Annotated in this window: 36 protein-coding genes; 32 read left to right on the plus strand and 4 right to left on the minus strand. The window is 66.7% G+C overall.

Translation table 11 applies throughout. From position 1 onward, the window contains the following. The first annotated feature begins 30 nt into the window (after positions 1 to 30). From ACFOSH_RS10705 to ACFOSH_RS10720, 4 genes are all read left to right on the plus strand, one after another. Complete coding sequence (locus ACFOSH_RS10705; RefSeq protein ID WP_378238584.1) at positions 31 to 264, plus strand: hypothetical protein; 234 nt, start codon at positions 31 to 33, stop codon at positions 262 to 264. Between the two features lie 27 nt (positions 265 to 291). Further along, positions 292 to 525 (plus strand): hypothetical protein, encoded by a 234-nt coding sequence (locus tag ACFOSH_RS10710; RefSeq protein ID WP_005166755.1) that lies wholly within the window; start codon positions 292 to 294, stop codon positions 523 to 525. Between the two features lie 56 nt (positions 526 to 581). Then, positions 582 to 1,073 carry a hypothetical protein gene (locus tag ACFOSH_RS10715; protein WP_378238585.1) on the plus strand — a complete coding sequence of 164 codons (492 nt, stop codon included), beginning with the start codon at positions 582 to 584 and terminating at the stop codon, positions 1,071 to 1,073. Between the two features lie 87 nt (positions 1,074 to 1,160). Then, complete coding sequence (locus ACFOSH_RS10720) at positions 1,161 to 1,661, plus strand: GNAT family N-acetyltransferase (RefSeq protein ID WP_378238586.1); 501 nt, start codon at positions 1,161 to 1,163, stop codon at positions 1,659 to 1,661. 4 nt (positions 1,662 to 1,665) lie between these two features. Here ACFOSH_RS10720 and ACFOSH_RS10725 read toward each other — a convergent pair whose 3' ends face one another. The 4 genes from ACFOSH_RS10725 to ACFOSH_RS10740 are packed head-to-tail and all read right to left on the minus strand — an operon-like array spanning position 1,666 to position 5,199. Continuing rightward, positions 1,666 to 3,099: a hypothetical protein gene (locus tag ACFOSH_RS10725; protein ID WP_378238587.1), complete on the minus strand. Its 1,434-nt coding sequence runs from the start codon at positions 3,097 to 3,099 to the stop codon at positions 1,666 to 1,668. A 9-nt stretch (positions 3,100 to 3,108) separates the two neighbouring features. After that, positions 3,109 to 4,272, minus strand: coding sequence for a hypothetical protein (locus ACFOSH_RS10730; protein WP_378238588.1), 1,164 nt, complete (start codon positions 4,270 to 4,272; stop codon positions 3,109 to 3,111). Between the two features lie 13 nt (positions 4,273 to 4,285). Next, positions 4,286 to 4,624: a hypothetical protein gene (locus tag ACFOSH_RS10735; RefSeq protein ID WP_378238589.1), complete on the minus strand. Its 339-nt coding sequence runs from the start codon at positions 4,622 to 4,624 to the stop codon at positions 4,286 to 4,288. Next, the gene (locus ACFOSH_RS10740) at positions 4,624 to 5,199 is read right to left on the minus strand and encodes a YbaB/EbfC family nucleoid-associated protein (protein ID WP_378238590.1); all 576 of its coding nucleotides are present in this window, start codon (positions 5,197 to 5,199) and stop codon (positions 4,624 to 4,626) included. Before ACFOSH_RS10740 ends, ACFOSH_RS10735 begins: the two co-directional genes overlap by 1 nt. A 180-nt stretch (positions 5,200 to 5,379) precedes the next feature. On the opposite strand from ACFOSH_RS10740, the gene ACFOSH_RS10745 reads away from it, so the two are divergent. From ACFOSH_RS10745 to ACFOSH_RS10880, 28 genes are all read left to right on the plus strand, one after another. Continuing rightward, positions 5,380 to 5,526 (plus strand): hypothetical protein, encoded by a 147-nt coding sequence (locus tag ACFOSH_RS10745; protein ID WP_020633314.1) that lies wholly within the window; start codon positions 5,380 to 5,382, stop codon positions 5,524 to 5,526. Between the two features lie 366 nt (positions 5,527 to 5,892). Next, complete coding sequence (gene rpsL / locus ACFOSH_RS10750; RefSeq protein WP_003102113.1) at positions 5,893 to 6,267, plus strand: 30S ribosomal protein S12; 375 nt, start codon at positions 5,893 to 5,895, stop codon at positions 6,265 to 6,267. After that, positions 6,267 to 6,737, plus strand: a complete 471-nt coding sequence (rpsG, locus tag ACFOSH_RS10755) for a 30S ribosomal protein S7 (protein WP_005166770.1) — start codon at positions 6,267 to 6,269, stop codon at positions 6,735 to 6,737. Before rpsL ends, rpsG begins: the two co-directional genes overlap by 1 nt. Before the next feature lie 63 nt (positions 6,738 to 6,800). Next, positions 6,801 to 8,900: an elongation factor G gene (gene fusA / locus ACFOSH_RS10760; protein ID WP_378238593.1), complete on the plus strand. Its 2,100-nt coding sequence runs from the start codon at positions 6,801 to 6,803 to the stop codon at positions 8,898 to 8,900. A 124-nt stretch (positions 8,901 to 9,024) separates the two neighbouring features. Then, positions 9,025 to 10,218: an elongation factor Tu gene (gene tuf / locus ACFOSH_RS10765; RefSeq protein WP_378238595.1), complete on the plus strand. Its 1,194-nt coding sequence runs from the start codon at positions 9,025 to 9,027 to the stop codon at positions 10,216 to 10,218. 412 nt (positions 10,219 to 10,630) lie between these two features. Next, on the plus strand, positions 10,631 to 10,936 hold the full coding sequence (gene rpsJ / locus ACFOSH_RS10770) for a 30S ribosomal protein S10 (protein WP_003102098.1): 306 nt from the start codon (positions 10,631 to 10,633) through the stop codon (positions 10,934 to 10,936). Between the two features lie 31 nt (positions 10,937 to 10,967). Continuing rightward, positions 10,968 to 11,618: a 50S ribosomal protein L3 gene (gene rplC, locus ACFOSH_RS10775; protein ID WP_276366386.1), complete on the plus strand. Its 651-nt coding sequence runs from the start codon at positions 10,968 to 10,970 to the stop codon at positions 11,616 to 11,618. Between the two features lie 2 nt (positions 11,619 to 11,620). Continuing rightward, complete coding sequence (gene rplD, locus ACFOSH_RS10780; RefSeq protein WP_378238596.1) at positions 11,621 to 12,310, plus strand: 50S ribosomal protein L4; 690 nt, start codon at positions 11,621 to 11,623, stop codon at positions 12,308 to 12,310. After that, entirely contained in the window at positions 12,307 to 12,618 is a 312-nt protein-coding gene (rplW, locus tag ACFOSH_RS10785; protein WP_378238597.1) for a 50S ribosomal protein L23, read from the plus strand. Before rplD ends, rplW begins: the two co-directional genes overlap by 4 nt. Before the next feature lie 16 nt (positions 12,619 to 12,634). Continuing rightward, the gene (rplB, locus tag ACFOSH_RS10790; protein WP_378238598.1) at positions 12,635 to 13,471 is read left to right on the plus strand and encodes a 50S ribosomal protein L2; all 837 of its coding nucleotides are present in this window, start codon (positions 12,635 to 12,637) and stop codon (positions 13,469 to 13,471) included. Positions 13,472 to 13,489: 18 nt separating this feature from the next. Further along, on the plus strand, positions 13,490 to 13,771 hold the full coding sequence (gene rpsS / locus ACFOSH_RS10795; RefSeq protein ID WP_026468892.1) for a 30S ribosomal protein S19: 282 nt from the start codon (positions 13,490 to 13,492) through the stop codon (positions 13,769 to 13,771). 29 nt (positions 13,772 to 13,800) lie between these two features. Next, positions 13,801 to 14,217: a 50S ribosomal protein L22 gene (gene rplV / locus ACFOSH_RS10800; RefSeq protein WP_076163003.1), complete on the plus strand. Its 417-nt coding sequence runs from the start codon at positions 13,801 to 13,803 to the stop codon at positions 14,215 to 14,217. Beyond that, entirely contained in the window at positions 14,217 to 15,068 is an 852-nt protein-coding gene (gene rpsC / locus ACFOSH_RS10805) for a 30S ribosomal protein S3 (RefSeq protein ID WP_364026035.1), read from the plus strand. The genes rplV and rpsC overlap by 1 nt, the downstream gene beginning before the upstream one ends. Positions 15,069 to 15,071: 3 nt before the next feature. Then, positions 15,072 to 15,491, plus strand: coding sequence for a 50S ribosomal protein L16 (gene rplP / locus ACFOSH_RS10810; RefSeq protein ID WP_360279834.1), 420 nt, complete (start codon positions 15,072 to 15,074; stop codon positions 15,489 to 15,491). Beyond that, positions 15,491 to 15,739, plus strand: coding sequence for a 50S ribosomal protein L29 (gene rpmC, locus ACFOSH_RS10815; protein ID WP_005166783.1), 249 nt, complete (start codon positions 15,491 to 15,493; stop codon positions 15,737 to 15,739). The genes rplP and rpmC overlap by 1 nt, the downstream gene beginning before the upstream one ends. Continuing rightward, positions 15,736 to 16,014 carry a 30S ribosomal protein S17 gene (gene rpsQ, locus ACFOSH_RS10820; RefSeq protein ID WP_378238599.1) on the plus strand — a complete coding sequence of 93 codons (279 nt, stop codon included), beginning with the start codon at positions 15,736 to 15,738 and terminating at the stop codon, positions 16,012 to 16,014. Before rpmC ends, rpsQ begins: the two co-directional genes overlap by 4 nt. Before the next feature lie 79 nt (positions 16,015 to 16,093). Then, on the plus strand, positions 16,094 to 16,462 hold the full coding sequence (gene rplN / locus ACFOSH_RS10825) for a 50S ribosomal protein L14 (RefSeq protein ID WP_005166785.1): 369 nt from the start codon (positions 16,094 to 16,096) through the stop codon (positions 16,460 to 16,462). Positions 16,463 to 16,465: 3 nt separating this feature from the next. After that, complete coding sequence (gene rplX / locus ACFOSH_RS10830) at positions 16,466 to 16,780, plus strand: 50S ribosomal protein L24 (RefSeq protein ID WP_378238601.1); 315 nt, start codon at positions 16,466 to 16,468, stop codon at positions 16,778 to 16,780. Positions 16,781 to 16,782: 2 nt separating this feature from the next. Then, positions 16,783 to 17,346: a 50S ribosomal protein L5 gene (gene rplE / locus ACFOSH_RS10835; RefSeq protein WP_101612171.1), complete on the plus strand. Its 564-nt coding sequence runs from the start codon at positions 16,783 to 16,785 to the stop codon at positions 17,344 to 17,346. A gap of 4 nt (positions 17,347 to 17,350) precedes the next feature. After that, entirely contained in the window at positions 17,351 to 17,536 is a 186-nt protein-coding gene (locus ACFOSH_RS10840; RefSeq protein WP_005166789.1) for a type Z 30S ribosomal protein S14, read from the plus strand. Between the two features lie 80 nt (positions 17,537 to 17,616). Beyond that, entirely contained in the window at positions 17,617 to 18,015 is a 399-nt protein-coding gene (gene rpsH, locus ACFOSH_RS10845) for a 30S ribosomal protein S8 (protein WP_101612172.1), read from the plus strand. 16 nt (positions 18,016 to 18,031) lie between these two features. Further along, positions 18,032 to 18,571, plus strand: coding sequence for a 50S ribosomal protein L6 (gene rplF, locus ACFOSH_RS10850; RefSeq protein ID WP_378238602.1), 540 nt, complete (start codon positions 18,032 to 18,034; stop codon positions 18,569 to 18,571). Between the two features lie 2 nt (positions 18,572 to 18,573). Continuing rightward, a complete protein-coding gene (rplR, locus tag ACFOSH_RS10855) occupies positions 18,574 to 18,972 on the plus strand; it encodes a 50S ribosomal protein L18 (RefSeq protein ID WP_378238603.1) in 399 nt (132 codons plus the stop codon). 31 nt (positions 18,973 to 19,003) lie between these two features. Next, a complete protein-coding gene (rpsE, locus tag ACFOSH_RS10860) occupies positions 19,004 to 19,648 on the plus strand; it encodes a 30S ribosomal protein S5 (RefSeq protein WP_378238604.1) in 645 nt (214 codons plus the stop codon). Between the two features lies 1 nt (position 19,649). Further along, positions 19,650 to 19,835, plus strand: coding sequence for a 50S ribosomal protein L30 (gene rpmD / locus ACFOSH_RS10865; RefSeq protein WP_076163011.1), 186 nt, complete (start codon positions 19,650 to 19,652; stop codon positions 19,833 to 19,835). Then, positions 19,832 to 20,278 (plus strand): 50S ribosomal protein L15, encoded by a 447-nt coding sequence (gene rplO / locus ACFOSH_RS10870; RefSeq protein ID WP_378238605.1) that lies wholly within the window; start codon positions 19,832 to 19,834, stop codon positions 20,276 to 20,278. Before rpmD ends, rplO begins: the two co-directional genes overlap by 4 nt. A gap of 359 nt (positions 20,279 to 20,637) precedes the next feature. Beyond that, a complete protein-coding gene (locus ACFOSH_RS10875) occupies positions 20,638 to 21,402 on the plus strand; it encodes a hypothetical protein (RefSeq protein WP_378238606.1) in 765 nt (254 codons plus the stop codon). Positions 21,403 to 21,452: 50 nt separating this feature from the next. Then, a complete protein-coding gene (locus ACFOSH_RS10880) occupies positions 21,453 to 22,085 on the plus strand; it encodes a LysE family translocator (protein ID WP_378238607.1) in 633 nt (210 codons plus the stop codon). The last annotated feature ends 82 nt before the right edge of the window (positions 22,086 to 22,167 follow it).

Genomic DNA, 22,167 nt, shown 5'->3' on the forward strand with positions numbered 1-22,167 from the left:
TCCAGCAGCGGTAAAGAAAAGGGAGAAGAGATGAAGCGAATCGCGGCCCGTGTGCTGCTGCCGCTCGCCGTCGCGGGCGCGCTGTCCGGACTCGCCGGAGGGGTCGCCTCGGCCGACCCGCTGCCGGGTCTGCCCACCGGTGGCGGCAACCCCGCGGTCTGGCTGATCCCCGGCCTCGACCTCGGTGGACTGCTCGGCTCGGCCGTCCCCGTGCCCACCGGCCTCCTCGCCCCGATCTACGGGATCATCACGCCGATTTCGTAAGAACCGTTACCAGTAAAGGAGAATCCCATGAAGAAGACGTTCGTCCGCGCGGTCACCGGCGCGGCGCTCGCCGGCCTCGTCGTACTCGGCTCGGCCGCCCCGGCGCTCGCCGCCGAGGCAGCCCCGAACGATGTCGTGGTCGTCGACGAACCCGACACGAGCGACCTGAACAACATCTGGACGTTCGCGCCGCTCGGCGTCCCGGTGCTCGGTCTCATCCAGTCCCTCAACGGCGTTCCCGGCAAGCTGCTGCCGTCCTGATTCCCGTGGCGGCGCGGCTCTCGGGCCGCGCCGCCGCCTTTCGGTGAGGAGAACCGATGGCCGACAGACAACTGATCGGGCGTATCGCCATCGCGGGGATCGTGGTGGCCGCGCTCGCGACCTGCGTGGTGCTGCTCAACGGCGGTGAGGAACCGCAGCCCGAGACCGTGGCCGTCGTCGGCGAGCCGACCGGGGCCGCGCCGTCGCGGGAGCCGGACCGCACGATCACGCGGACGCTGAGCCAGGCGCGGCCGCGGCCGGTGTCGAATGACTGGCAGATCGCCTACGAGCTCGCCGGGACGGGGACCGCGACCGTGGTCTACGACTCGAACGGGCTGGGGCTCGTGCACCAGGAGCTGCAGGTGACGCTGCCGTGGCGCAAGGAGCTCACGTGGAAGAACACCGGCACCCCGCCGACCGTCCAGGTGATGGGGCAGGGCGAGGGTGCCGTCGAATGCCGGGTGGCCGTGGGCGGTGCCGTCGTCACGTCGCAGAAGTCCACCCCCGGCGAGGTCGCGACCTGCGCCGGCCGCCTCGCCCCCTCCTGACCAGCCCGCCCCGCGTCGCGTTTAGCCCCCTAATCGCGATCTGGGCGGTCGGGGAAAACGGGTGGCACGGGTCGGCAGAATGAAGTCATGACCTGGAGCTTCGAAGTCACCCCCGTCGATCACCCGGACGCCGCCCGGCTGCTGCGCGAGTACCTGGACGAGATCGCGTCCCGCTTCTACGGACGCCAGATCAGCGACGAGGAGCTCGACGCCGCCCTTGAGGAGCACCACAGCCGGGATTTGACCCCGCCGACCGGCGCCTTCCTGCTCGCGTGGCGCGATGGGGAACTCGCCGGCTGCGCCGGGCTCCGGGTCGCCGCCCCTGACATCACCGAACTCACTCGCGTCTTCCTTCGGCGGGAAGAGCGCGGCAAGGGCGGCGCGGCGCTGCTCGTGGCGGCCGCCGAAGACGTCGCCCGCGGCCTCGGGGCCACGTTGATCCGCCTCGACACCCGTGACGACCTCGTCGAGGCCAGGGCCCTGTACACGCGCCTCGGCTACGAAACGGTCGAGCCCTTCAACGACGAGCCCTTCGCGCATCACTACTTCGCGAAGCCCCTGGCCCCGGCCCTGTCGGATCGCGTTTAGCCCGCTAAACGCGACGCGGGCGCGGGCGGTAGGTCGCCTTGGCGAGGAGGGCACCGGCGAGGACGGGGGCCAGGCCGATCAGCAGCAGGAAGACGCCCGTGTCCTTGCCCTCGATCAGCGGATGCCACCACAGCGGTGTCACGGCGATGTCGACGACGTCGCCTCGCGCCGGGAACGTCCCGAACGACATCCACCGCAGGTCCTTGACCTCGTGCGTCTCACCGTCGAGTTCGTAGATGCCGTCCACCAGGTTGCCGTTGCCGCAACCGGTGCAGTTCGACGTGCCCGCCTCCGCCAGCAGGGTCGCGGTCACGGTGAGCCGTGCCACGGGAGCGAGCCCGGTCAACGCGGTCAGCGAGTTCACCGCGAGCGCCAGCCCGGGCAGCACCAGCGCGAGCGCGACGACGGTCCGCGCCACCAGGGACAGCGAAGACAGCGGCTGACGGCCCGCCGCTTCCCGGCGCCGGTTGAGCGGGCCGCGGAGCCCGGCGAGCGGGCCCCGTCGTCCGCCGAGCCAGCCGGCGTCGCTGGTGTCGGAAGCCGCTGCGACAGCCCGGAAATCCGTGTCCTCCCAGTCCACTGTGGACGCCAGGACGGCCAGGCGGCGGGAGTCGGCGAACATCATCTCTTCGGTCAACGTCCCGGATTCGGCGGCCCACAGCGAGCCGCCGTGGAAAGCCACCTCACGGACCCGGAACCACGGGTCTCCCTCCAGCAGCCCGCGCACGCCGGGGGAGAGCAGCGCCGCGGCGAACTCCGGATCCGACGTCGTCACGGTGAACCGGCGGTCGAACTCCGTGCCGGTCTCGAACCGCTGGAGCAACGCGTCCGGCTTCGGCGCCCCGACGGTGTTCCGAGTGATGCGGGCGTCCTCCAGCGGCGTGAACCGCTCCGGTTCGAAAGCCCCGGTCGCGGGCGTGATGACGACCGACGGCACGACGGGCGTCCGCAGCTGGATCAGGGCGTACGTCCCATCCGTCAGGTCAGCTGTCCTGGCGAGCTCGGGGAAGCCCTCCGAACCGCCGCCGAGCCGATACTCGACCCCGAGCAGCCGATGCCCGTTGTGGTCGAACTCGACCGCCGTCTCGACGGAATCGGGAGACGCCTGGGTGACGGCGATCCCCCGCGCGGGGAGTACGCCGAAGGAAGGCTCACCAGACGCGTCGAGCCTGCCGATCCACGTCTTCTGCCGATACCCCCGCCACGCCGCCAAAGCCACGATGACCAGCGGGAACGCGAACCACAGCCAGCCGGGAACCGCGGACCCCGTCGAGAGCCAGTACAGCGACGTCTCCGAGACGAGAACCCCGCAGAGCGCGTAGCTGACCGCCGCCGCAGTGGGCCGCCGTCCGTCGAACCGCCCCCCGAGCAGCAACAGCGCCAGGGCCACGGTGTACCCACCGGCGATGAGCCACGGCCCGGCCAGCTGATCGTCCATCGGGCGACCCTACTGGTCCATGTCGAGGTTCTCGCGGGTCTCCTTCTCGCTGTGGTGCCCGCCGGTGTCGCCGTACTCCTGCCCGGTGATGGTGGTCTTCGAGTTGTCGATCGTCTTGTTCACGAAGTCGAAGCCCGCCTTGCCCTGATACGCCGAACCCTTCGACAGATCGCCGGGATTGACCCCGACCACCTGCTTGATCGCCTGGTTCGGCACACCCTTGAGGACGTCCTTCGCGGCGTCGCCGAACGTGCCCAGCTGCGTCCCGGAGCCCTTCGCGAACGCGCCGACGATCGACTTCTCCTGGCCGGGCGTCATCCCGATCTTGCCGGCCTTCGTCAGCTTCGAACCCTGTTTGACCAGGTCATCGGTCCACTTGAGCATGAAGCCCATGAACTTGTCGAGCAGCTTCCCGAGCTTCCCGAGGTGCTTGGTGATCTTGCTCATCGCGCTCGCGGCCTTGGCGATCGTCGCGGTCATCGCGCCTGCCACCGACGAGCCGAGGCTCACGACGGACGCGGCCAGCGCGGGAAGCCAGATGTAGATCGCCCAGGTGACCAGCTCGGAGATGATCGATTTGACGACCTCTTCGATGACGGTCATCACCATCGACCACATCTGCAGCGTCTCGGCCACCGTGCCGGCGCTGTTGCCGATGCCCTTGATGCCGACGGCGAAGTCGCCGAGCGCGTTCCGGGCGGCGTCGCCCGCGTCGCCAACCCAGTCCTTCAGCGACTCGTCGCCGGTCTTGACGAAGTCGTCGGCCAGCGTGACGAAGCCCTTGGCGATGTTGCCGAAGTTGCCCGCCGCGGTCTTGAGCGCCGGACCGTCACCCGTGACGAAATGCAGCGCGTCCTGCAGCGGCTGGATCAGCTCGATCAGGATGTTCAGGCCGTTGCTGACCAGCCAGCCGACCGGGTCGAGCACGAAGCTCGCGAGGTCGGCGCCCGCCCCCGCGATGAAGCCCGCCCCGTCCTGCACCAGCTGCCCGCCGGCGGCCACGAGGTCGCCGGGGCCCTGCGCGGTGCTGAACTTCTGGTAGGCGGTGGTGACGGTGGTGACGCCCTTGCCCGCGATCGGCACCTTCTTCGCCGCGTCGACCGCGTTCTTGCCGAAGCTGTCGTCACCCGTGATCGTGACGCCACCGGCGATACTCGCCTTCTCGTCGGTCATGCCGTCCCCCAGCTCACTTCGGTCCGTCGATCTTGGCTTCGTACTTCCCCAGGGTGATCGTCGCGTCGTTTTCGAAGCCGTCGTAGATCGACGCCGCCTGGGTCATCTTCCCGGAGAACGCGTCGACCCCGGTCTTCATCAGTTCGAGCAGTTCACGCAGGTCGGAGAGCTTGCCGGTGTAGGTCTGCTTCACCGCGAGCCCGATCAGGCCCCACGACTTGTCCGTGACGTCGGCCTGGTCGACGAGGCCGCCGAACTTGCCAGCCTCGTCCTTGTAGTAACCCAGTTTGTTCGCGTAGTCGGTCAGGTCCTGCGTCTTGACCGCGTGCCCTCCGGCGCCTGGTCCGGTCATCAGTGGTCCTCCTCGTCGAACAGGTTCTTGAGGAACTGGTCACCGGCCGAATCCCCACCCGCCGCCGGACGGCCGGTAGTCGGTTCGTCCGACCGCCGGAGCACCGTTTCCTCGCTGAAGTCGTCCTCGTTCCGAGGGCGGCGAGGGGTGCTCTGTGGTGGCTCCTCCGACATCTGAGACCGCAGATCGTCCGCCGTGGTTCCCAGCGCTTCGGCTTGGGCTTCGAGAACCTGTTCTTCGACGTTCAGATGGAACGTCCCGCCGAACTGCGCGTCGACGATCCCCGCCTGTTTCCGCGCCGCGTCGGCCACTGCGGTGTGCAAAGTGGACAGAATGGCGGCGGCGAGCTGTTGTGGTTGCTGCCTAAGGGCTTCCGGGGACAGGCGGATGTCTTTCACGGACCCTCCCGGCCCCGCGACGACGGTCACCGAGCGGTCCGGTGACGCCGCCACCGACTCCAGTTCCGCCAGTTCGCCCTGCATCTCGCCGACCTTCGCGAACTGCGTCTCGGCCTGTTTGATCTTGGATTGGAATTTCTCGAATTCCGCGACGAGCTGTTCGAACTCGGCCGACATGGAGCCTCCCCGTGCTTGCGGTGCGTCATCCGGCCAACACTGTGACCGGTGTCATCGTGACCCATTCACCGGTTTGACGCGATGGTGTGCTTTCCGGATCCATCCGGCTCACCCGTCGGGGGAATAGGTAGCGTAGTTCGCCGAGCAGGGCGGTATCAGTACGAACGAGGGGAGGGCGTCGTGGACGCCGAGCAGCAGGAAAGCACCGAAGAACCCAGGCGGGGGAGTCACGCGGCGCCGGAGGGGGCACCCGTTCACCCGTTGATCGACCTCAACCGGGACCCGCATCCCGGCCGGGCGGACCACGCCAAGCCCGACGAGGAATGAGCCCTCTGCCGGAGGGGCCATGCCAGGGCCGACGGGGAATGGAACGGCCCGAAACGCCGTTCCATCAGGGTGGCCGCGGCGTGACGCCCGGCACGATATAGTTATCGACCCCCCGATTTGGCCGGTCCGGAAGTGGCCGGGTATCTTTGGAGACCGTGCCCGGCAGGCGTCGGGCCGTCCCGTGTGCCGTGCGGCATGGACGGGGTGCTCAGGCATCCGGTCCGAAGGCTTCGCCCACACGGGATCCGACGGAAAATCCCTACGGGAAGTTACCGGTCGTAAGACCGTGACGCGGGCCGACACGCCCGACCGCGGGGGCCGGAGACAGACACGTAGTAGCAAGATCGCGAACAGAAAGCTGGTCCATTGCCCACGATCCAGCAGCTGGTCCGTAAGGGCCGCCAGGACAAGGCTGCCAAGCAGAAGACCGCGGCCCTCAAGGGGAGCCCGCAGCGGCGTGGCGTGTGCACTCGCGTGTACACCACAACCCCCAAGAAGCCGAACTCGGCGCTTCGCAAGGTCGCTCGTGTGAAGTTGACCAGCGGCATCGAGGTCACCGCCTACATTCCCGGTGAAGGCCACAACCTGCAGGAGCACTCGATGGTGCTCGTGCGTGGTGGTCGTGTGAAGGACCTTCCGGGTGTCCGTTACAAGATCATCCGCGGTTCGCTCGACACCCAGGGTGTCAAGAACCGTAAGCAGGCGCGCAGCCGGTACGGCGCGAAGAAGGAGAAGAGCTAATGCCCCGCAAGGGTCCGGCCCCTAAGCGGCCGCTGATCTCTGACCCCGTCTACGCATCCCCGCTGGTCACCCAGCTGGTGAACAAGGTGCTGAAGGACGGCAAGCGGTCCCTGGCCGAGCGCATCGTCTACGGCGCCCTCGAAGGCGCTCGCGAGAAGACCGGTACCGACCCGGTCGTCACGCTGAAGCGCGCCCTTGACAACGTGAAGCCCACCATCGAGGTGAAGAGCCGCCGCGTCGGTGGTGCCACCTACCAGGTGCCGATCGAGGTCAAGCCGGGCCGCTCCACCACTCTCGCGCTCCGCTGGCTGGTCTCCTTCTCCGCGGCTCGCCGCGAGAAGACCATGATCGAGCGCCTGCAGAACGAGCTCCTCGACGCGAGCAACGGCCTCGGCGCCAGCGTGAAGCGGCGCGAGGACACGCACAAGATGGCCGAGTCCAACAAGGCCTTCGCGCACTACCGCTGGTGATGACTGCCCGGCTGCCGATCAAAGCCTTGCCGGGCCCCAATTTTGAGACAGGGGAACACTCTCGTGGCACGTGAAGTGCTGACCGACCTGAACCAGGTCCGCAACATCGGCATCATGGCCCACATCGACGCCGGTAAGACCACCACCACCGAGCGGATCCTGTTCTACACCGGGGTCAACTACAAGATCGGTGAAGTGCACGACGGCGCCGCCACCATGGACTGGATGGAGGAGGAGCAGAAGCGGGGTATCACCATCACCTCGGCTGCCACCACCACCTTCTGGGCCGATCACCAGATCAACATCATCGACACCCCGGGCCACGTCGACTTCACCGTCGAGGTGGAGCGTTCGCTCCGCGTGCTCGACGGTGCCGTCGCCGTCTTCGACGGCAAGGAAGGCGTAGAGCCGCAGTCCGAGCAGGTCTGGCGTCAGGCGGACAAGTACGAGGTTCCTCGTGTCTGCTTCGTCAACAAGATGGACAAGCTCGGCGCGGACTTCTACTTCACCGTCCGCACCATCGAGGAGCGCCTCGGCGCCCGCCCGCTGGTCATCCAGCTGCCGATCGGCGCCGAGAACGAGTTCGAAGGCGTCATCGACCTGGTCCGCATGAAGGCGCTGACCTGGCGCGGCGAGGTCCAGAAGGGCGAGGACTACGCCGTCGAGGAGATCCCGGCCGAGCTCGCCGACAAGGCGGCCGAGTACCGGGAGAAGCTGGTCGAGGCCATCGCCGAGACCGAAGACTCCCTGATGGAGAAGTTCCTCGAGGGTGAAGAGCTGACCGAGGCCGAGCTGAAGGCCGGTATCCGCAAGCTCACCATCGCCCGCGAGGCGTACCCGGTGCTCACCGGTTCCGCGTTCAAGAACAAGGGCGTCCAGCCCATGCTCGACGCGGTCATCGACTACCTTCCGTCGCCGCTGGACGTCCCGGCCGTCGAGGGCACGCTGCCCGACGGTGAGACCCCGGTCACCCGGAAGCCGTCCGTCGACGAACCGTTCGCCGCTCTGGCGTTCAAGATCGCCGCGCACCCGTTCTTCGGCAAGCTGACCTACATCCGGGTGTACTCGGGCAAGGTCTCCTCCGGCGCGCAGCTGATCAACGCCACCAAGGAGCGCAAGGAGCGCATCGGGAAGCTCTTCCAGATGCACTCCAACAAGGAGAACCCGGTCGACGAGGCCCAGGCCGGCCACATCTACGCGGTCATCGGCCTGAAGGACACCACCACCGGTGACACCCTCGCCGACCCGCAGAACCCGGTCGTCCTCGAGTCGATGACGTTCCCGGCGCCGGTCATCCGCGTCGCGATCGAGCCGAAGACGAAGGCCGACCAGGAGAAGCTCTCCCTGGCGATCCAGAAGCTGGCCGAAGAGGACCCGACGTTCCAGGTCAACCTGGACGAGGACACCGGCCAGACGATCATCGCGGGTATGGGCGAGCTGCACCTCGAGGTGCTGGTCAACCGGATGAAGTCCGACTACAAGGTCGAGGCGAACATCGGTAAGCCGCAGGTCGCCTACCGCGAGACGGTGCGCAAGACGGTCGAGAAGCTCGACTACGTGCACAAGAAGCAGACCGGTGGTTCCGGTCAGTTCGCGAAGGTCATCGTCAAGCTCGAGCCGCTCGAGTCCACCGATGGTGCCCTTTACGAGTTCTCCAACAAGGTCACCGGTGGCCGCGTGCCGCGGGAGTACATCCCGTCGGTCGACGCGGGCGCGCAGGACGCCATGCAGTACGGCGTGCTGGCGGGCTACCCGCTCGTCGGGTTGAAGTTCACCTTGCTGGACGGCGCGTACCACGAGGTCGACTCGTCGGAAATGGCCTTCAAGATCGCCGGCTCCATCGCGATGAAGGAAGCCGCGCGGAAGGCCAGCCCGGTCATCCTCGAGCCGCTGATGGCCGTCGAGGTCACCACGCCCGAGGACTACATGGGCGATGTGATCGGCGACCTCAACTCCCGCCGTGGCCAGATCCAGGCCATGGAGGAGCGCGCCGGCACCCGTGTCGTCAAGGCGCTGGTGCCGCTGTCGGAGATGTTCGGTTACGTCGGTGACCTGCGGTCGCGTACCCAGGGACGTGCCAACTACTCGATGGTGTTCGACTCCTACGCCGAGGTTCCCGCGAACGTCGCGAAGGAAATCATCGCGAAGGCGACGGGGGAGTAGTTCCCGTCCGCTCGCGGGCATAAGGAACACTCCTGAACGTCCGCGGCATCCGTCAAGAAACGAATCGCCGTCCGACAGCCACGTTGGCCGGTGAGTAAGCAAAACAGTCCAGGAGGACATTCCAGTGGCGAAGGCGAAATTCGAGCGGACCAAGCCGCACGTCAATATCGGAACCATCGGTCACGTCGACCACGGTAAGACCACTCTGACCGCGGCGATCACCAAGGTTCTGCACGACAAGTACCCCGAGCTGAACACCGCCTCGGCGTTCGACCAGATCGACAACGCGCCCGAAGAGAAGGCGCGTGGCATCACGATCAACATCTCGCACGTCGAGTACCAGACCGAGAAGCGGCACTACGCCCACGTCGACGCTCCCGGTCACGCGGACTACATCAAGAACATGATCACCGGTGCGGCCCAGATGGACGGTGCGATCCTCGTGGTCGCGGCGACCGACGGCCCCATGCCGCAGACCCGTGAGCACGTGCTGCTCGCGAAGCAGGTCGGCGTGCCGTACATCGTTGTCGCGCTGAACAAGGCCGACATGGTGGACGACGAGGAGATCCTGGAGCTCGTCGAGCTCGAGGTCCGCGAGCTGCTGTCCTCCCAGGACTTCCCGGGTGACGACGCTCCCGTCATTCAGGTCTCCGGCCTGAAGGCCCTCGAGGGCGACGCCAAGTGGGCCGAGAGTGTTCTCGAGCTCATGGCGGCCGTCGACGAGAACGTGCCGGACCCGGTTCGTGAACTCGACAAGCCGTTCCTGATGCCGATCGAAGACGTCTTCACGATCACCGGCCGTGGCACGGTCGTGACCGGCCGTATCGAGCGTGGCCGCGTCAACGTGAACGAAGAGGTCGAGATCGTCGGCATCAAGGAAAAGTCGACCAAGACCACCGTCACCGGTGTCGAGATGTTCCGCAAGCTGCTCGACCAGGGCGAGGCGGGCGACAACGTCGGTCTGCTGGTCCGTGGCATCAAGCGCGAGGACGTCGAGCGCGGCCAGGTCGTCGTGAAGCCGGGTACCACCACCCCGCACACGGAGTTCGAGGGCTCGGTCTACATCCTGTCGAAGGACGAGGGTGGCCGTCACACCCCGTTCTTCAACAACTACCGCCCGCAGTTCTACTTCCGCACGACGGACGTGACCGGCGTGGTGACCCTCAAGGAGGGCACCGAGATGGTCATGCCGGGCGACAACACGGACATCAGCGTCGTGCTGATCCAGCCGGTCGCCATGGACGAGGGCCTGCGTTTCGCCATCCGTGAGGGTGGACGGACCGTCGGCGCCGGCCAGGTCACCAAGATCAACAAGTGATTTAACGCCGACCCGGGGGTCTGATACACCCCCGGGTTTCAGGCGTCAAATCACGTGTGCGACACTATTCAGGTTGCTCGTCCTGGGGCGGCCGAATCCTGCAAGTCTTTCGACAAGCAGGTTCCGGCCGCCCTGGTATGAGCGGCCACGGTCCGCGGAGCACTTCCTTCGGGTGAGCTAGCGGGCAAGGGCATTTGAGACGGCGATTCGAACACCGCAGCCGGCTCGGTGCCACCTCACGTTGAGGAAGACCAGGCAAGACGAAGATCCCGCGGGATCCGTCTGTGCGTCGGGCGCGACACGCCCGACCGCGTGGACCGGGGACAGGGCCGTTGAGCTGGGAAAACCTCAGTCACGACCGAGGTTTGAAAAGACAAAAGCGGCACGAGACGAGAAGGAACGAGCAGCCACCATGGCGGGACAGAAGATCCGCATCCGGCTCAAGGCCTACGACCACGAGGCGATCGACACCTCGGCGCGCAAGATCGTCGAGACGGTCACGCGTACCGGCGCCCGTGTTGTCGGGCCGGTGCCGCTGCCCACCGAGAAGAACGTTTACTGCGTCATCCGCTCGCCGCACAAGTACAAGGACTCGCGCGAGCACTTCGAGATGCGCACGCACAAGCGTCTGATCGACATCCTCGACCCGACGCCGAAGACGGTCGACGCGCTCATGCGCATCGACCTGCCGGCGAGCGTCGACGTCAACATCCAGTAGCGGCTGGCGAGCGGCGGAGAGTAAGAGACTCATGTCTGACAGGCAAATGAAGGGCATCCTGGGCACCAAGCTCGGCATGACCCAGGTCTTCGACGAGAACAACCGGGTCGTCCCGGTGACCGTCGTGCAGGCCGGCCCGAACGTGGTGACCCAGGTTCGGACCCAGGAGACCGACGGCTACAAGGCCGTGCAGCTGGCTTTCGGCGCGGTCGACCCGCGCCGGGTGAACAAGCCGCGCACCGGCCACTTCGACAAGGCGAGCGTGACCCCGCGCCGTTTCCTTGCCGAGCTGCGTACCACCGACGCCGACACCTACGAAGTGGGCCAGGAGATCACCGCCGAGGTGTTCGAGGCCGGCATCGAGGTCGACGTGACGGGTACCAGCAAGGGCAAGGGCTACGCCGGTGTCATGAAGCGTCACGGCTTCAAGGGCCAGGGCGCGAGCCACGGTGCACAGGCCGTGCACCGCAAGCCCGGCTCGATCGGTGGCTGTGCCACCCCGGGCCGAGTCTTCAAGGGCCTGCGCATGGCGGGCCGGATGGGCAACGACCGGGTCACCACGCAGAACCTGACCGTGCACGCGGTGCGTGCCGAAGACGGCCTGCTGCTGATCAAGGGCGCCGTGCCCGGTCCCAAGGGCGGCCTGCTGTTCGTGCGCAGTGCCGCGAAGGGTGGTAACTGATCATGACCAGCGTCGAGCTGAAGACCCCGGCCGGTAAAGCCGACGGCACGGTCGAGCTCCCCTCGGAGATCTTCGACGTGCAGGCCAACGTGCCCCTCATGCACCAGGTCGTGGTGGGCCAGCTGGCCGCCGCGCGCCAGGGCACGCATGACACCAAGACCCGCGGTGAAGTCCGCGGTGGTGGCAAGAAGCCTTACCGCCAGAAGGGCACCGGCCGCGCCCGCCAGGGTTCGACCCGTGCGCCGCAGTTCACCGGTGGTGGCGTCGTCCACGGCCCCACGCCGCGTGACTACACCCAGCGGACCCCCAAGAAGATGAAGGCCGCCGCTCTGCGTGGCGCCCTCTCCGACCGGGTCCGCGCCGGGCAGCTGCACGTCGTGACCGAGCTGATCGCCGGCGACAAGCCGTCGACCAAGTCGGCCAAGACCGTGATCGCCGCGATCACCCAGGCGAAGCGCGTTCTCGTGGTCCTGAACCGCGACGACACGATCAGCTGGGCGTCCGCGCGGAACCTGCCCGAGATCCACCTCATCGCGCCTGACCAGCTCAACACCTACGACGTGTTGGTCAACGACGACGTGGTGTTCACCAAGTCCGCTTACGACGCTTTCGTCGCCGGTCCCGTCCGGGGCAAGGGCGCCAAGGCTTCGGCGCGGTCGAGCGAGGTTTCGGAAGGGAGTGACGAGCAGTGAGTGCCATCGCCATCGCCGATCCTCGCGACATCTTGCTCGCGCCGGTGATCTCCGAGAAGTCCTACGGGCTCCTCGAGGACCACAAGTACACGTTCGTGGTTCGCCCGGACGCCAACAAGACCCAGATCAAGATCGCGGTCGAGAAGGTGTTCGGCGTCAAGGTGGTCAGTGTCAACACCCTCAACCGCCAGGGCAAGCGTAAGCGGACTCGCGCCGGCTTCGGCAAGCGCAAGGACACCAAGCGCGCCATCGTGACTCTTTCGGCTGAAAGCAAGCCGATCGAGATCTTCGGCGGACCCACCGCGTAAAGGACTGAGCTGACACATGGGCATCCGCAAGTACAAGCCGACGACCCCGGGTCGTCGTGGCTCCAGCGTCTCCGACTTCGCCGAGATCACTCGGTCGACCCCGGAGAAGTCGCTGCTGCGTCCGCTGAGCAAGTCCGGCGGCCGTAACTCCAGCGGCAAGATCACCACCCGCCACAAGGGCGGTGGCCACAAGCGTGCGTACCGGCTGATCGACTTCCGCCGGAACGACAAGGACGGCGTTCCCGCCAAGGTCGCGCACATCGAGTACGACCCCAACCGGTCCGCTCGTATCGCGCTCCTGCACTACGCCGACGGCGAGAAGCGCTACATCATCGCCCCGGAGAAGCTCAAGCAGGGTGACACGGTTGAGAACGGCCCCCGCGCCGACATCAAGCCGGGTAACAACCTGCCGCTGCGCAACATCCCGGTCGGTACCGTGATCCACGCGATCGAGCTCCGCCCCGGTGGCGGCGCGAAGATGGCGCGGTCCGCCGGTGCCAAGGTGCAGCTGGTGGCGAAGGACGGGCCTTACGCCCAGCTTCGTCTCCCGTCGGGCGAGATCCGCAACGTCGACGTCCGCAACCGCGCCACCGTCGGCGAGGTCGGGAACTCCGATCACTCCAACATCAACTGGGGCAAGGCGGGCCGTAACCGCTGGCGCGGCAAGCGTCCCACCGTCCGTGGTGTCGTCATGAACCCGGTCGACCACCCGCACGGTGGTGGTGAGGGTAAGACCTCCGGTGGTCGTCACCCGGTGAACCCGAACGGCAAGCCCGAGGGTCGTACCCGTCGCCGCAAGGCTTCGGACTCGATGATCGTCCGCCGCCGCCGTACCGGCAAGAACAAGCGCTGAGCAGGGAGGTAGAAGCACATGCCACGTAGCCTTAAAAAGGGCCCCTTCGTGGACGACCACCTGCTCAAGAAGGTGGACGTTCTCAACGAGTCGGGCAAGAAGACCGTGATCAAGACTTGGTCGCGTCGCTCCACGATCATCCCGGATTTCCTGGGTCACACGATCGCGGTGCACGACGGACGCAAGCACGTCCCGGTGTTCGTCACCGAGGCGATGGTGGGTCACAAGTTGGGCGAATTCGCTCCGACTAGGACCTTCAAGGGCCACATCAAGGACGACCGCAAGTCGCGCCGCCGCTGAGCGGGCACGAGAGAACAAGGAAGCTAGCGATGAACGCCCAGAACGACGTGGCCGAGGCTTTGCCGACGGCTTACGCGCGGGCTCGCTTCGTCCGGGACTCGCCTACCAAGGTGCGCCGGGTGATCGAGCTGATCAAGGGACGTAGCGCCGCCGACGCCTTGGCCGTGCTCCAGTTCGCCCCGCAGGCGGCAAGTGAGCCGGTCGCGAAGGTGCTCGCCAGCGCCGTGGCCAACGCCGAAAACAACCTCGATCTTGACCCGGACACCCTCTGGATCAAGAACGCCTACGCCGACGAGGGCCCGACCCTCAAGCGCATCCGTCCGCGGGCCCAGGGCCGCGCGTACCGGATCCGCAAGCGGACCAGCCACATCACCGTCGAGGTGGAGTCGCGTCCGAAGGCCGAGGCCAAGAAGGCACAGGGCAAGAAGAAGGCAGGTGGCCGGTAGTGGGCCAGAAGATCAACCCGCACGGCTTCCGCCTGGGTATCACCACGGACTGGAAGTCGCGTTGGTACGCCGACAAGCAGTACGCGGAGTACGTGGCCGAGGACGTCAAGATCCGGAAGCTGCTGTCCACGGGCATGGAGCGCGCCGGGATCTCCAAGGTCGAGATCGAGCGCACCCGTGACCGGGTCCGCGTCGACATCCACACCGCCCGGCCGGGCATCGTCATCGGCCGCCGCGGTGCGGAGGCCGACCGGATCCGCGGCGCGCTGGAGAAGCTGACCGCCAAGCAGGTCCAGCTGAACATCCTCGAGGTCAAGAACCCCGAGGCCGACGCCCAGCTCGTCGCTCAGGGTGTCGCGGAGCAGCTGAGCAACCGTGTGGCGTTCCGCCGCGCGATGCGCAAGGCGATCCAGACCTCCATGCGTTCGCCGCAGGTCAAGGGCATCCGCGTGCAGTGCGGCGGTCGTCTCGGCGGTGCCGAGATGTCCCGCTCCGAGCACTACCGCGATGGCCGCGTCCCGCTGCACACGCTGCGTGCCGACATCGACTACGGCTTCTTCGAGGCCAAGACGACGTTCGGTCGCATCGGCGTGAAGGTGTGGATCTACAAGGGCGAGCTCGTGGGTGGCCTCAAGGCCAGGGAGGCGCGTGACGCCGCCGCTGCCGCCGAGCGTGCCCCGCGCCGTGACCGTGGTGACCGTCCCGCCCGCCCGCGCCGTTCCGGTGCGTCGGGCACGACGCCGACCTCGACCGAAGCCGGCCGGGCCGCCGCCGCCGCCAAGAGCGACGACGCCGCCCCTGCGGCCACCGAGGCCCCGGCTGCTGAGACTGCAGAAAAGACGGAGGGCTGACACGTGCTCATCCCGCGCAGGGTCAAGCACCGGAAGCAGCACTCTCCGAAGCGCCACGGTGCCGCCAAGGGCGGTACGAAGGTGAGCTTCGGCGAGTACGGCATCCAGGCGCTTGAGCACAGCTACGTGACCAACAGGCAGATCGAGTCCGCTCGTATCGCCATGACGCGTCACATCAAGCGTGGCGGCAAGGTGTGGACGACCATCTACCCGGACCGCCCGCTGACCAAGAAGCCGGCGGAAACCCGCATGGGTTCCGGTAAGGGTTCGCCCGAGTGGTGGGTCGCCAACGTGAAGCCGGGTCGCGTGATGTTCGAGATCAGCTTCCCGAACGAGGAGACCGCCCGTGAGGCGCTCCGCCGTGCGATCCACAAGCTGCCCATGAAGTGCCGCATCGTGACCCGTGAAGGTGGTGAGTTCTGATGGCGAAGGCAGGTGCCGCTCTGGCATCGGAGCTGCGTGAGCTCACCGCGGAAGAGCTCGTTCTGCGTCTGAAGGAATACAAGGAGGAGCTCTTCAACCTCCGCTTCCAGATGGCGACCGGACAGCTCGACAACAACCGTCGTCTGCGCACCGTCCGCACGGACATCGCGCGGATCTACACGGTCATGCGCGAGCGTGAACTCGGCCTGTCCGTTTCCCCTGACGCCGAGAGTGAAGGTGCCGCATGAGCGAGCAGCCCACCGAGGCGGCCGGCCGCAACGACCGCAAGGTCCGTGAGGGCTATGTCGTCTCGGACAAGATGGACAAGACGATCGTGGTCGAGCTCGAAGACCGCAAGAAGCACCGGCGTTACGCCAAGGTTCTCCGCAGCACCACCAAGGTCAAGGTGCACGACGAGAACAACGAGGCGGGCACGGGCGACAAGGTCACCTTGATGGAGACCCGCCCGCTGTCGGCGACCAAGCGCTGGCGCCTGGTGCAGATCGTGGAGAAGGCCAAGTAAGTAGGGCTCTTTTTGAGTCCCTTAGTTCCGCAAGGCTCGTACCTCGGTGCGAGAACCAGCGCGACATACAGGAGTTGACGTGATCCAGCAGGAGTCGCGGCTTCGGGTTGCCGACAACACGGGCGCGAAGGAAATCCTTTGCATCCGCGTTCTCGGCGGTTCGGGGCGGCGCTACGCGGGTATCGGCGACATCATCGTCGCCACCGTGAAGGACGCCATGCCGGCTGCCGGCGTGAAGAAGGGTGACGTCGTCAAGGCGGTCATCGTTCGCACGCGCAAGGAGCGCCGTCGTCCGGACGGTTCTTACATCCGCTTCGACGAGAACGCTGCTGTGCTCATCAAGAACGACAATGAGCCCCGCGGCACCCGCATCTTCGGCCCGGTGGGCCGCGAGCTGCGCGACCGAAAGTTCATGAAGATCATTTCGCTCGCGCCGGAGGTGTTGTAGAGCATGAAGGTGAAGAAGGGCGACACGGTCGTCGTCGTCTCCGGCAAGGACAAGGGCGCCAAGGGCAAGGTCATTCAGGCCTACCCCGAGCGCGAGCGTGTGTTGGTCGAGGGCGTGAACCGGATCAAGAAGCACACCCGGATCTCCCAGACCCAGCGCGGCGCGCAGTCCGGTGGCATCGTCACCCAGGAGGCGCCCATTCACGTCTCGAACGTGATGGTCGTCGACTCCGACGGCAAGCCGACCCGGGTGGGCTACCGCATCGGCGAGGACGGCAAGAAGGTCCGGGTCTCGCGCCGTAACGGTAAGGACATCTGATCATGACCACCGCAGAGAAGATCGCCCCGCGCCTCAAGGTGCGGTACCGCGAGGAGATCAAGGGACAGCTCCAGGAGGAATTCTCCTTCGAGAACGTCCACCAGATCCCTGGCGTCGTCAAGGTCGTCGTGAACATGGGTGTCGGAGACGCCGCCCGTGACAGCAAGCTGATCGAAGGCGCCATCAAGGACCTGGCCGCGATCACCGGGCAGAAGCCCGAGGTTCGCAAGGCTCGCAAGTCCATCGCGCAGTTCAAGCTGCGTGAGGGCCAGCCGATCGGTGCGCGCGTCACGCTGCGCAACGACCGCATGTGGGAGTTCCTCGACCGGCTGCTGACCATCGCGCTGCCGCGTATCCGTGACTTCCGCGGGCTTTCGCCGAAGCAGTTCGACGGCAACGGCAACTACACGTTCGGTCTCAACGAGCAGTCGATGTTCCACGAGATCGACCCGGACGCCATCGACCGCCCGCGCGGTATGGACGTCACTGTCGTCACCACCGCCAACACCGACGACGAGGGCCGCGCGCTGCTTCGCAAGCTCGGCTTCCCGTTCAAGGAGAACTGAGTCGATGGCCAAGAAAGCACTGGTCCACAAGGCCGCTAAGACGCCGAAGTTCAAGGTTCGCGGTTACACGCGCTGCCAGCGGTGCGGTCGCCCGCACTCGGTGTTCCGCAAGTTCGGGCTCTGCCGGATCTGCCTTCGCGAGATGGCACACGCGGGCGAGCTGCCCGGCGTCCGCAAGTCCAGCTGGTAAGAGTCTTTTTTAACTCCCACTTCGCCACAGGCCCCGCCGGTTGTGCAGGGAACCAGGGCGAGAAAGGTTGACAGGTCACCATGACGATGACCGACCCCATCGCAGACTTCTTGACCCGTCTGCGTAACGCGAACTCGGCTTACCACGACGAGGTCGTGCTTCCCCACTCGAAGATCAAGGCGAACATCGCCGAGATCCTCAAGCGCGAGGGCTACATCGCGAGCTACCGCGACGAGCCGGGCGAGAAGCACAAGAACCTCATCGTGGAGCTGAAGTACGGCCCCAACCGTGAGCGCAGCATCGCCGGCCTCCGCCGCGTGTCCAAGCCCGGCCTGCGGGTCTACGCAAAATCGACCGAACTGCCGAACGTTCTCGGTGGCCTCGGCGTCGCGATCATCTCGACGTCCTCCGGCCTCCAGACCGACCGTCAGGCCAAGCGCAACAGCGTGGGCGGCGAAGTCCTCGCCTACGTCTGGTAAGGAAGGGGGCACAGACATGTCACGCATCGGAAAGCTGCCGGTCGCCGTCCCCTCCGGGGTCGACGTGACCATCGAAGGTCAGCAGATCAAGGTCAAGGGTCCCAAGGGCACTCTTGAGCACACCATCGCCGAGCCGATCACCGTGGAGCGCGCCGAGAACGGCACGCTGGAGGTGAAGCGTCCCGACGAGGAGCGCACCAGCCGTGCCCTGCACGGTCTCACCCGGACGCTGGTCAACAACCTCGTCGTCGGTGTGACCGAAGGCTACGAGAAGAAGCTCGAGATCCACGGTGTCGGTTACCGTGTGCAGGCCAAGGGCTCGGACCTCGAGTTCGCCCTCGGCTACAGCCACCCGGTGAAGATCGAGGCCCCCGAAGGCATCACCTTCAAGGTCGAGACCCCCACCCGGTTCTCGGTCTCGGGCATCGACAAGCAGAAGGTCGGCCAGATCGCCGCGGTCATCCGCAAGCTGCGCCGCCCGGACCCGTACAAGGGCAAGGGCCTGCGCTACGAGGGTGAGAAAATCCGCCGCAAGGTCGGAAAGACGGGTAAGTGATCATGAGCGACACGACTACGAAGCGCAAGCCGGTCGGCAAGGACATCTCGACCCGCCGCCGCGTCGCGAAGGCCCGTCGGCACTTCCGCCTTCGCAAGAAGATCAACGGCACGGACCTGCGTCCGCGCCTGGTCGTCAAGCGGTCCTCGCGGCACATCGCCGTGCAGCTGATCGACGACCTGGTCGGCAAGACCCTGGCGTCGGCGTCCACCCTCGAGGCGGACGTTCGCGCGATGGACGGCGACAAGAAGGCCAAGGCCGCCAAGGTCGGGGAGCTTCTCGCCGCCCGCGCCAAGAACGCCGGTGTCTCGACCGTGGTGTTCGACCGTGGGGGCAACGCCTACCACGGCCGCATCGCGGCGCTCGCCGACGCTGCCCGTGAGGCGGGGTTGGAGTTCTGATGCAGATGCTCGTGAATGGAAGGACAGCCTGATGCCGGGACGTACACGGCAATTCGGCGGCGGCCAGGGTGGACCCGGCGGACAGGGCGGCAACGACCGCAATGACCGTCGCGACCGCCGTGACCGGCGCGACAGCGGCCGTGGCGGGGCCGGCCAGGACAAGACCCCGCACCTCGAGAAGGTCGTGACGATCAACCGCGTCGCCAAGGTCGTCAAGGGTGGTCGTCGCTTCAGCTTCACCGCCCTGGTGGTCGTCGGTGACGGCGACGGTCAGGTCGGCGTCGGCTACGGCAAGGCCAAGGAAGTTCCCGCGGCCATCGCCAAGGGCGTCGAGGAAGCGAAGAAGAACTTCTTCCGCGTTCCCCGCGTCGGTGGCACCATTCCCCACCCGATCCAGGGTGAGGAAGCCGCCGGTGTCGTGCTGCTCCGTCCGGCCTCGGCCGGTACCGGCGTCATCGCCGGTGGCCCGGTGCGCGCGGTGCTGGAGTGCGCGGGCGTCCACGACGTGCTGTCGAAGTCGCTTGGCTCCGACAACGCGATCAACATCGTGCACGCGACCGTGGCGGCCCTGAAGGGTCTGCAGCGTCCCGAAGAGGTCGCGGCCCGCCGCGGTCTCCCGCTCGAGGACGTCGCCCCGGCTCGGATGCTGCGTCAGCGCGCGGGCCAGGGGGTCTGACATGACTCAGCTCAAGGTGACCCAGGTCAAGAGCAAGATCGGCACGAAGCACAACCACCGTGAATCGCTGCGCACCCTCGGGCTGCGCAAGATCCGGCAGAGTGTCGTGCGTGAAGACACCCCCCAGGTTCGCGGCCTCATCCACACGGTCCGCCACCTGGTGGAGGTCGAGGAGGTCAAGGCATGACTGCCATCAAGATCCACCACCTTCGTCCGGCTCCGGGCGCGAAGCGCGAGAAGATGCGCGTCGGCCGTGGTGAGGGCTCGAAGGGCAAGACCGCCGGTCGCGGTACCAAGGGCACCAAGGCCCGGAAGAACGTGCCCGCCGGTTTCGAGGGTGGGCAGATGCCCATCCACATGCGGCTGCCGAAGCTTCGCGGCTTCAAGAACCGTTTCCGCACCGAGTACCAGCCCGTGAACCTGGGCGACATCGCCCGCGTGTTCCCGGACGGTGGCAAGGTCGGCAACGAGGAGCTCGTCGCGAACGGTCTCGTCCGCAAGAACAAGCTCGTGAAGGTGCTCGGCAACGGTGAACTGAACGGCGTCAAGCTGGACGTCACCGCCGATGCCTTCTCCGGCTCCGCCAAGGAGAAGCTCTCCGCCGCCGGTGGCTCCGCCACCACGCTCTGAGCTCTCCCGCTTCACCCGGCTCCCTCCGCTTCGCTGCGGGAGCCTTCGCTTCACCGAAAGGCCCGCCCGGCTCCGCCCGGCGGGCCTTTCGCTTGCGCTCACTCCGACCTGCGTTTAGCCCCCTAATCGCGATCCGGTCACTCCGCTCCCGGCGCCCCCGCAGACTTGCGTTTAGCCCCCTAATCGCGATCTGGGCGCGGGGAGCTCTTCCGGCCCCGGATCGCGATTAGGGGGCTAAACGCAAGTCCGTCGGTCGCCCAGGTGCCCGCCGCCCGGATCGCGTTTAGCCCGCTAAAGGCGACGTGCCCGTCTGGGCGGCGAGCGTGGCGTGCAGGGGTCTGGCCTGGAAGGATCGCAAGGTGGACACACCTCCCGGGCAGAATCCGCGATCCTTCCAGCAGCAGCCGGACGCTCCGCCGACGGTCGTGTCGGTCTCCGGCCCCATGGATCCGGTACCCGGGCGGGGGAGGACCGACCACCCCGAGCCCCGCAGGCTCGTCGCGGCGAGCCTGACGGTCCTGGCGTCGGTCTTGGTCCTCGTAGGCTGCTTCTTCCCGTTCTTCACCACGGAATATCGGCTCAGTTTCGACCGCAGCGACAAGATCGCGGTCGTCGTCCAAGGCGCCTGGGACACGAAGATCCTCCAGCGCAACGATCCCGCTTTCGTCATGGGAACGTCGCCCGTCGGTGTTCCTCTTCTGGTCGCCGCGGTGATCCTCCTGGCGGCCGCGATCGCCGCCGCCCGCGCCGCCCGGCTGCGACGGCCGGGCACTTTGGACCGATGGCTCACCACCATCGCTGCGGTGTTCCTCATCGGCGTCGTCTCCACCGTCGCCATGCTGGGAATCGGACGCCAGCTGGGAGCACCCGCGGAAGGAACGCTGACGCTCGACGCCGGCATGTGGGCCCTTTTCGCCGCAGCCGCCGCCGCGGCGGGCGCGGCCGTCATGACTCATCGCGTCCAGGCGGACGAGGTCCCAGTGAGCGACCCGAGCCTCGCGGACATGCCGACGCCGAAGGACGGAATCTCCATCACGATGCTCCCGCCGGAGCCACAACCCGAGCTACCGGACTATTCAGCCTTCGCGCCACCCCCTGAGACGGGCTCGAAAGTGCGCGATTAGCCCGCTAAACGCGCTCGCGGCCGCCGATACGGTGGGGGAGGAGGTGGCCGATGACTTGGGCAGTGGTCTTTTTCGGAGCGGCGGTGCTCGTCGCTTTTACGCCAGGGGCGAACAACCTGCTGGGCCTGCACCACGGCATGACACAGGGTGCATGGAAAGGGCTCGCGGGCCTGTTAGGCCGATTGGCCGCTTTCACGGTGCTGATCACGGCCGTCGCGGCAGGCCTCGGGCAACTCCTCGCCGCCTCGGAGCTTGCACTCACGGTGATCAAATGGGCAGGCGTCGCCTACCTGGTCTGGATCGGCGGGCGGTTGCTGTGGTCGACGTTCCATGCCGGGCGAACCTCGCTGGTCCAAGCGCCGCGAGGCACTGAACCCGTACCGGCCTCGCGGATCGCGCGGAAGGAGTTCGTCGTCGCGATCACGAACCCGAAGGCGATCCTCATCTTCACGGCGTTCGTGCCCCAGTTCATCGACGCAGCTCACGGCTCTTTTCCTGCGCAGATCGCGATTCTCGGCGCCATCTACCTGCTCGCCGAGTTCGTCGCGGGCGCGACGTACATCGGGGCCGGCGCGCTCGTGAAATCGCTCCGGTTGTCCCGCCGCGCGACTCGCAACGTCGACCGCGGCACCGGTGTCGTGCTCCTCGGCATGGCTGGAGTCCTCGCCGCTTCGAGCTCCTGATCACGGTGCGTTTAGCGGGCTAAGTGCGATCCGACGGGGTCAGGAAAGCGCGGACGACAGGGCGATCTGTCAAGGTTCCGAA

Origin of the sequence: Amycolatopsis speibonae, from assembly GCF_042647925.1 — a bacterium.
Classification (GTDB): Bacteria; Actinomycetota; Actinomycetes; order Mycobacteriales; family Pseudonocardiaceae; genus Amycolatopsis; species Amycolatopsis speibonae.

Coding starts and splice junctions, on each gene's coding strand:
- ACFOSH_RS10705 (WP_378238584.1), top strand. CDS start 31: ATGAAGCGAATCGCGGCCCGTGTGCTGCTGCCGCTCGCCGTCGCGGGC.
- ACFOSH_RS10710 (WP_005166755.1), top strand. CDS start 292: ATGAAGAAGACGTTCGTCCGCGCGGTCACCGGCGCGGCGCTCGCCGGC.
- ACFOSH_RS10715 (WP_378238585.1), top strand. CDS start 582: ATGGCCGACAGACAACTGATCGGGCGTATCGCCATCGCGGGGATCGTG.
- ACFOSH_RS10720 (WP_378238586.1), top strand. CDS start 1,161: ATGACCTGGAGCTTCGAAGTCACCCCCGTCGATCACCCGGACGCCGCC.
- ACFOSH_RS10725 (WP_378238587.1), bottom strand. CDS start 3,099: ATGGACGATCAGCTGGCCGGGCCGTGGCTCATCGCCGGTGGGTACACC.
- ACFOSH_RS10730 (WP_378238588.1), bottom strand. CDS start 4,272: ATGACCGACGAGAAGGCGAGTATCGCCGGTGGCGTCACGATCACGGGT.
- ACFOSH_RS10735 (WP_378238589.1), bottom strand. CDS start 4,624: ATGACCGGACCAGGCGCCGGAGGGCACGCGGTCAAGACGCAGGACCTG.
- ACFOSH_RS10740 (WP_378238590.1), bottom strand. CDS start 5,199: ATGTCGGCCGAGTTCGAACAGCTCGTCGCGGAATTCGAGAAATTCCAA.
- rpsG (WP_005166770.1), top strand. CDS start 6,267: ATGCCCCGCAAGGGTCCGGCCCCTAAGCGGCCGCTGATCTCTGACCCC.
- rpsJ (WP_003102098.1), top strand. CDS start 10,631: ATGGCGGGACAGAAGATCCGCATCCGGCTCAAGGCCTACGACCACGAG.
- rplC (WP_276366386.1), top strand. CDS start 10,968: ATGTCTGACAGGCAAATGAAGGGCATCCTGGGCACCAAGCTCGGCATG.
- rplD (WP_378238596.1), top strand. CDS start 11,621: ATGACCAGCGTCGAGCTGAAGACCCCGGCCGGTAAAGCCGACGGCACG.
- rplB (WP_378238598.1), top strand. CDS start 12,635: ATGGGCATCCGCAAGTACAAGCCGACGACCCCGGGTCGTCGTGGCTCC.
- rpsS (WP_026468892.1), top strand. CDS start 13,490: ATGCCACGTAGCCTTAAAAAGGGCCCCTTCGTGGACGACCACCTGCTC.
- rplV (WP_076163003.1), top strand. CDS start 13,801: ATGAACGCCCAGAACGACGTGGCCGAGGCTTTGCCGACGGCTTACGCG.
- rpmC (WP_005166783.1), top strand. CDS start 15,491: ATGGCGAAGGCAGGTGCCGCTCTGGCATCGGAGCTGCGTGAGCTCACC.
- rpsQ (WP_378238599.1), top strand. CDS start 15,736: ATGAGCGAGCAGCCCACCGAGGCGGCCGGCCGCAACGACCGCAAGGTC.
- rplX (WP_378238601.1), top strand. CDS start 16,466: ATGAAGGTGAAGAAGGGCGACACGGTCGTCGTCGTCTCCGGCAAGGAC.
- rplE (WP_101612171.1), top strand. CDS start 16,783: ATGACCACCGCAGAGAAGATCGCCCCGCGCCTCAAGGTGCGGTACCGC.
- ACFOSH_RS10840 (WP_005166789.1), top strand. CDS start 17,351: ATGGCCAAGAAAGCACTGGTCCACAAGGCCGCTAAGACGCCGAAGTTC.
- rpsH (WP_101612172.1), top strand. CDS start 17,617: ATGACGATGACCGACCCCATCGCAGACTTCTTGACCCGTCTGCGTAAC.
- rplF (WP_378238602.1), top strand. CDS start 18,032: ATGTCACGCATCGGAAAGCTGCCGGTCGCCGTCCCCTCCGGGGTCGAC.
- rplR (WP_378238603.1), top strand. CDS start 18,574: ATGAGCGACACGACTACGAAGCGCAAGCCGGTCGGCAAGGACATCTCG.
- rpsE (WP_378238604.1), top strand. CDS start 19,004: ATGCCGGGACGTACACGGCAATTCGGCGGCGGCCAGGGTGGACCCGGC.
- rpmD (WP_076163011.1), top strand. CDS start 19,650: ATGACTCAGCTCAAGGTGACCCAGGTCAAGAGCAAGATCGGCACGAAG.
- rplO (WP_378238605.1), top strand. CDS start 19,832: ATGACTGCCATCAAGATCCACCACCTTCGTCCGGCTCCGGGCGCGAAG.
- ACFOSH_RS10880 (WP_378238607.1), top strand. CDS start 21,453: ATGACTTGGGCAGTGGTCTTTTTCGGAGCGGCGGTGCTCGTCGCTTTT.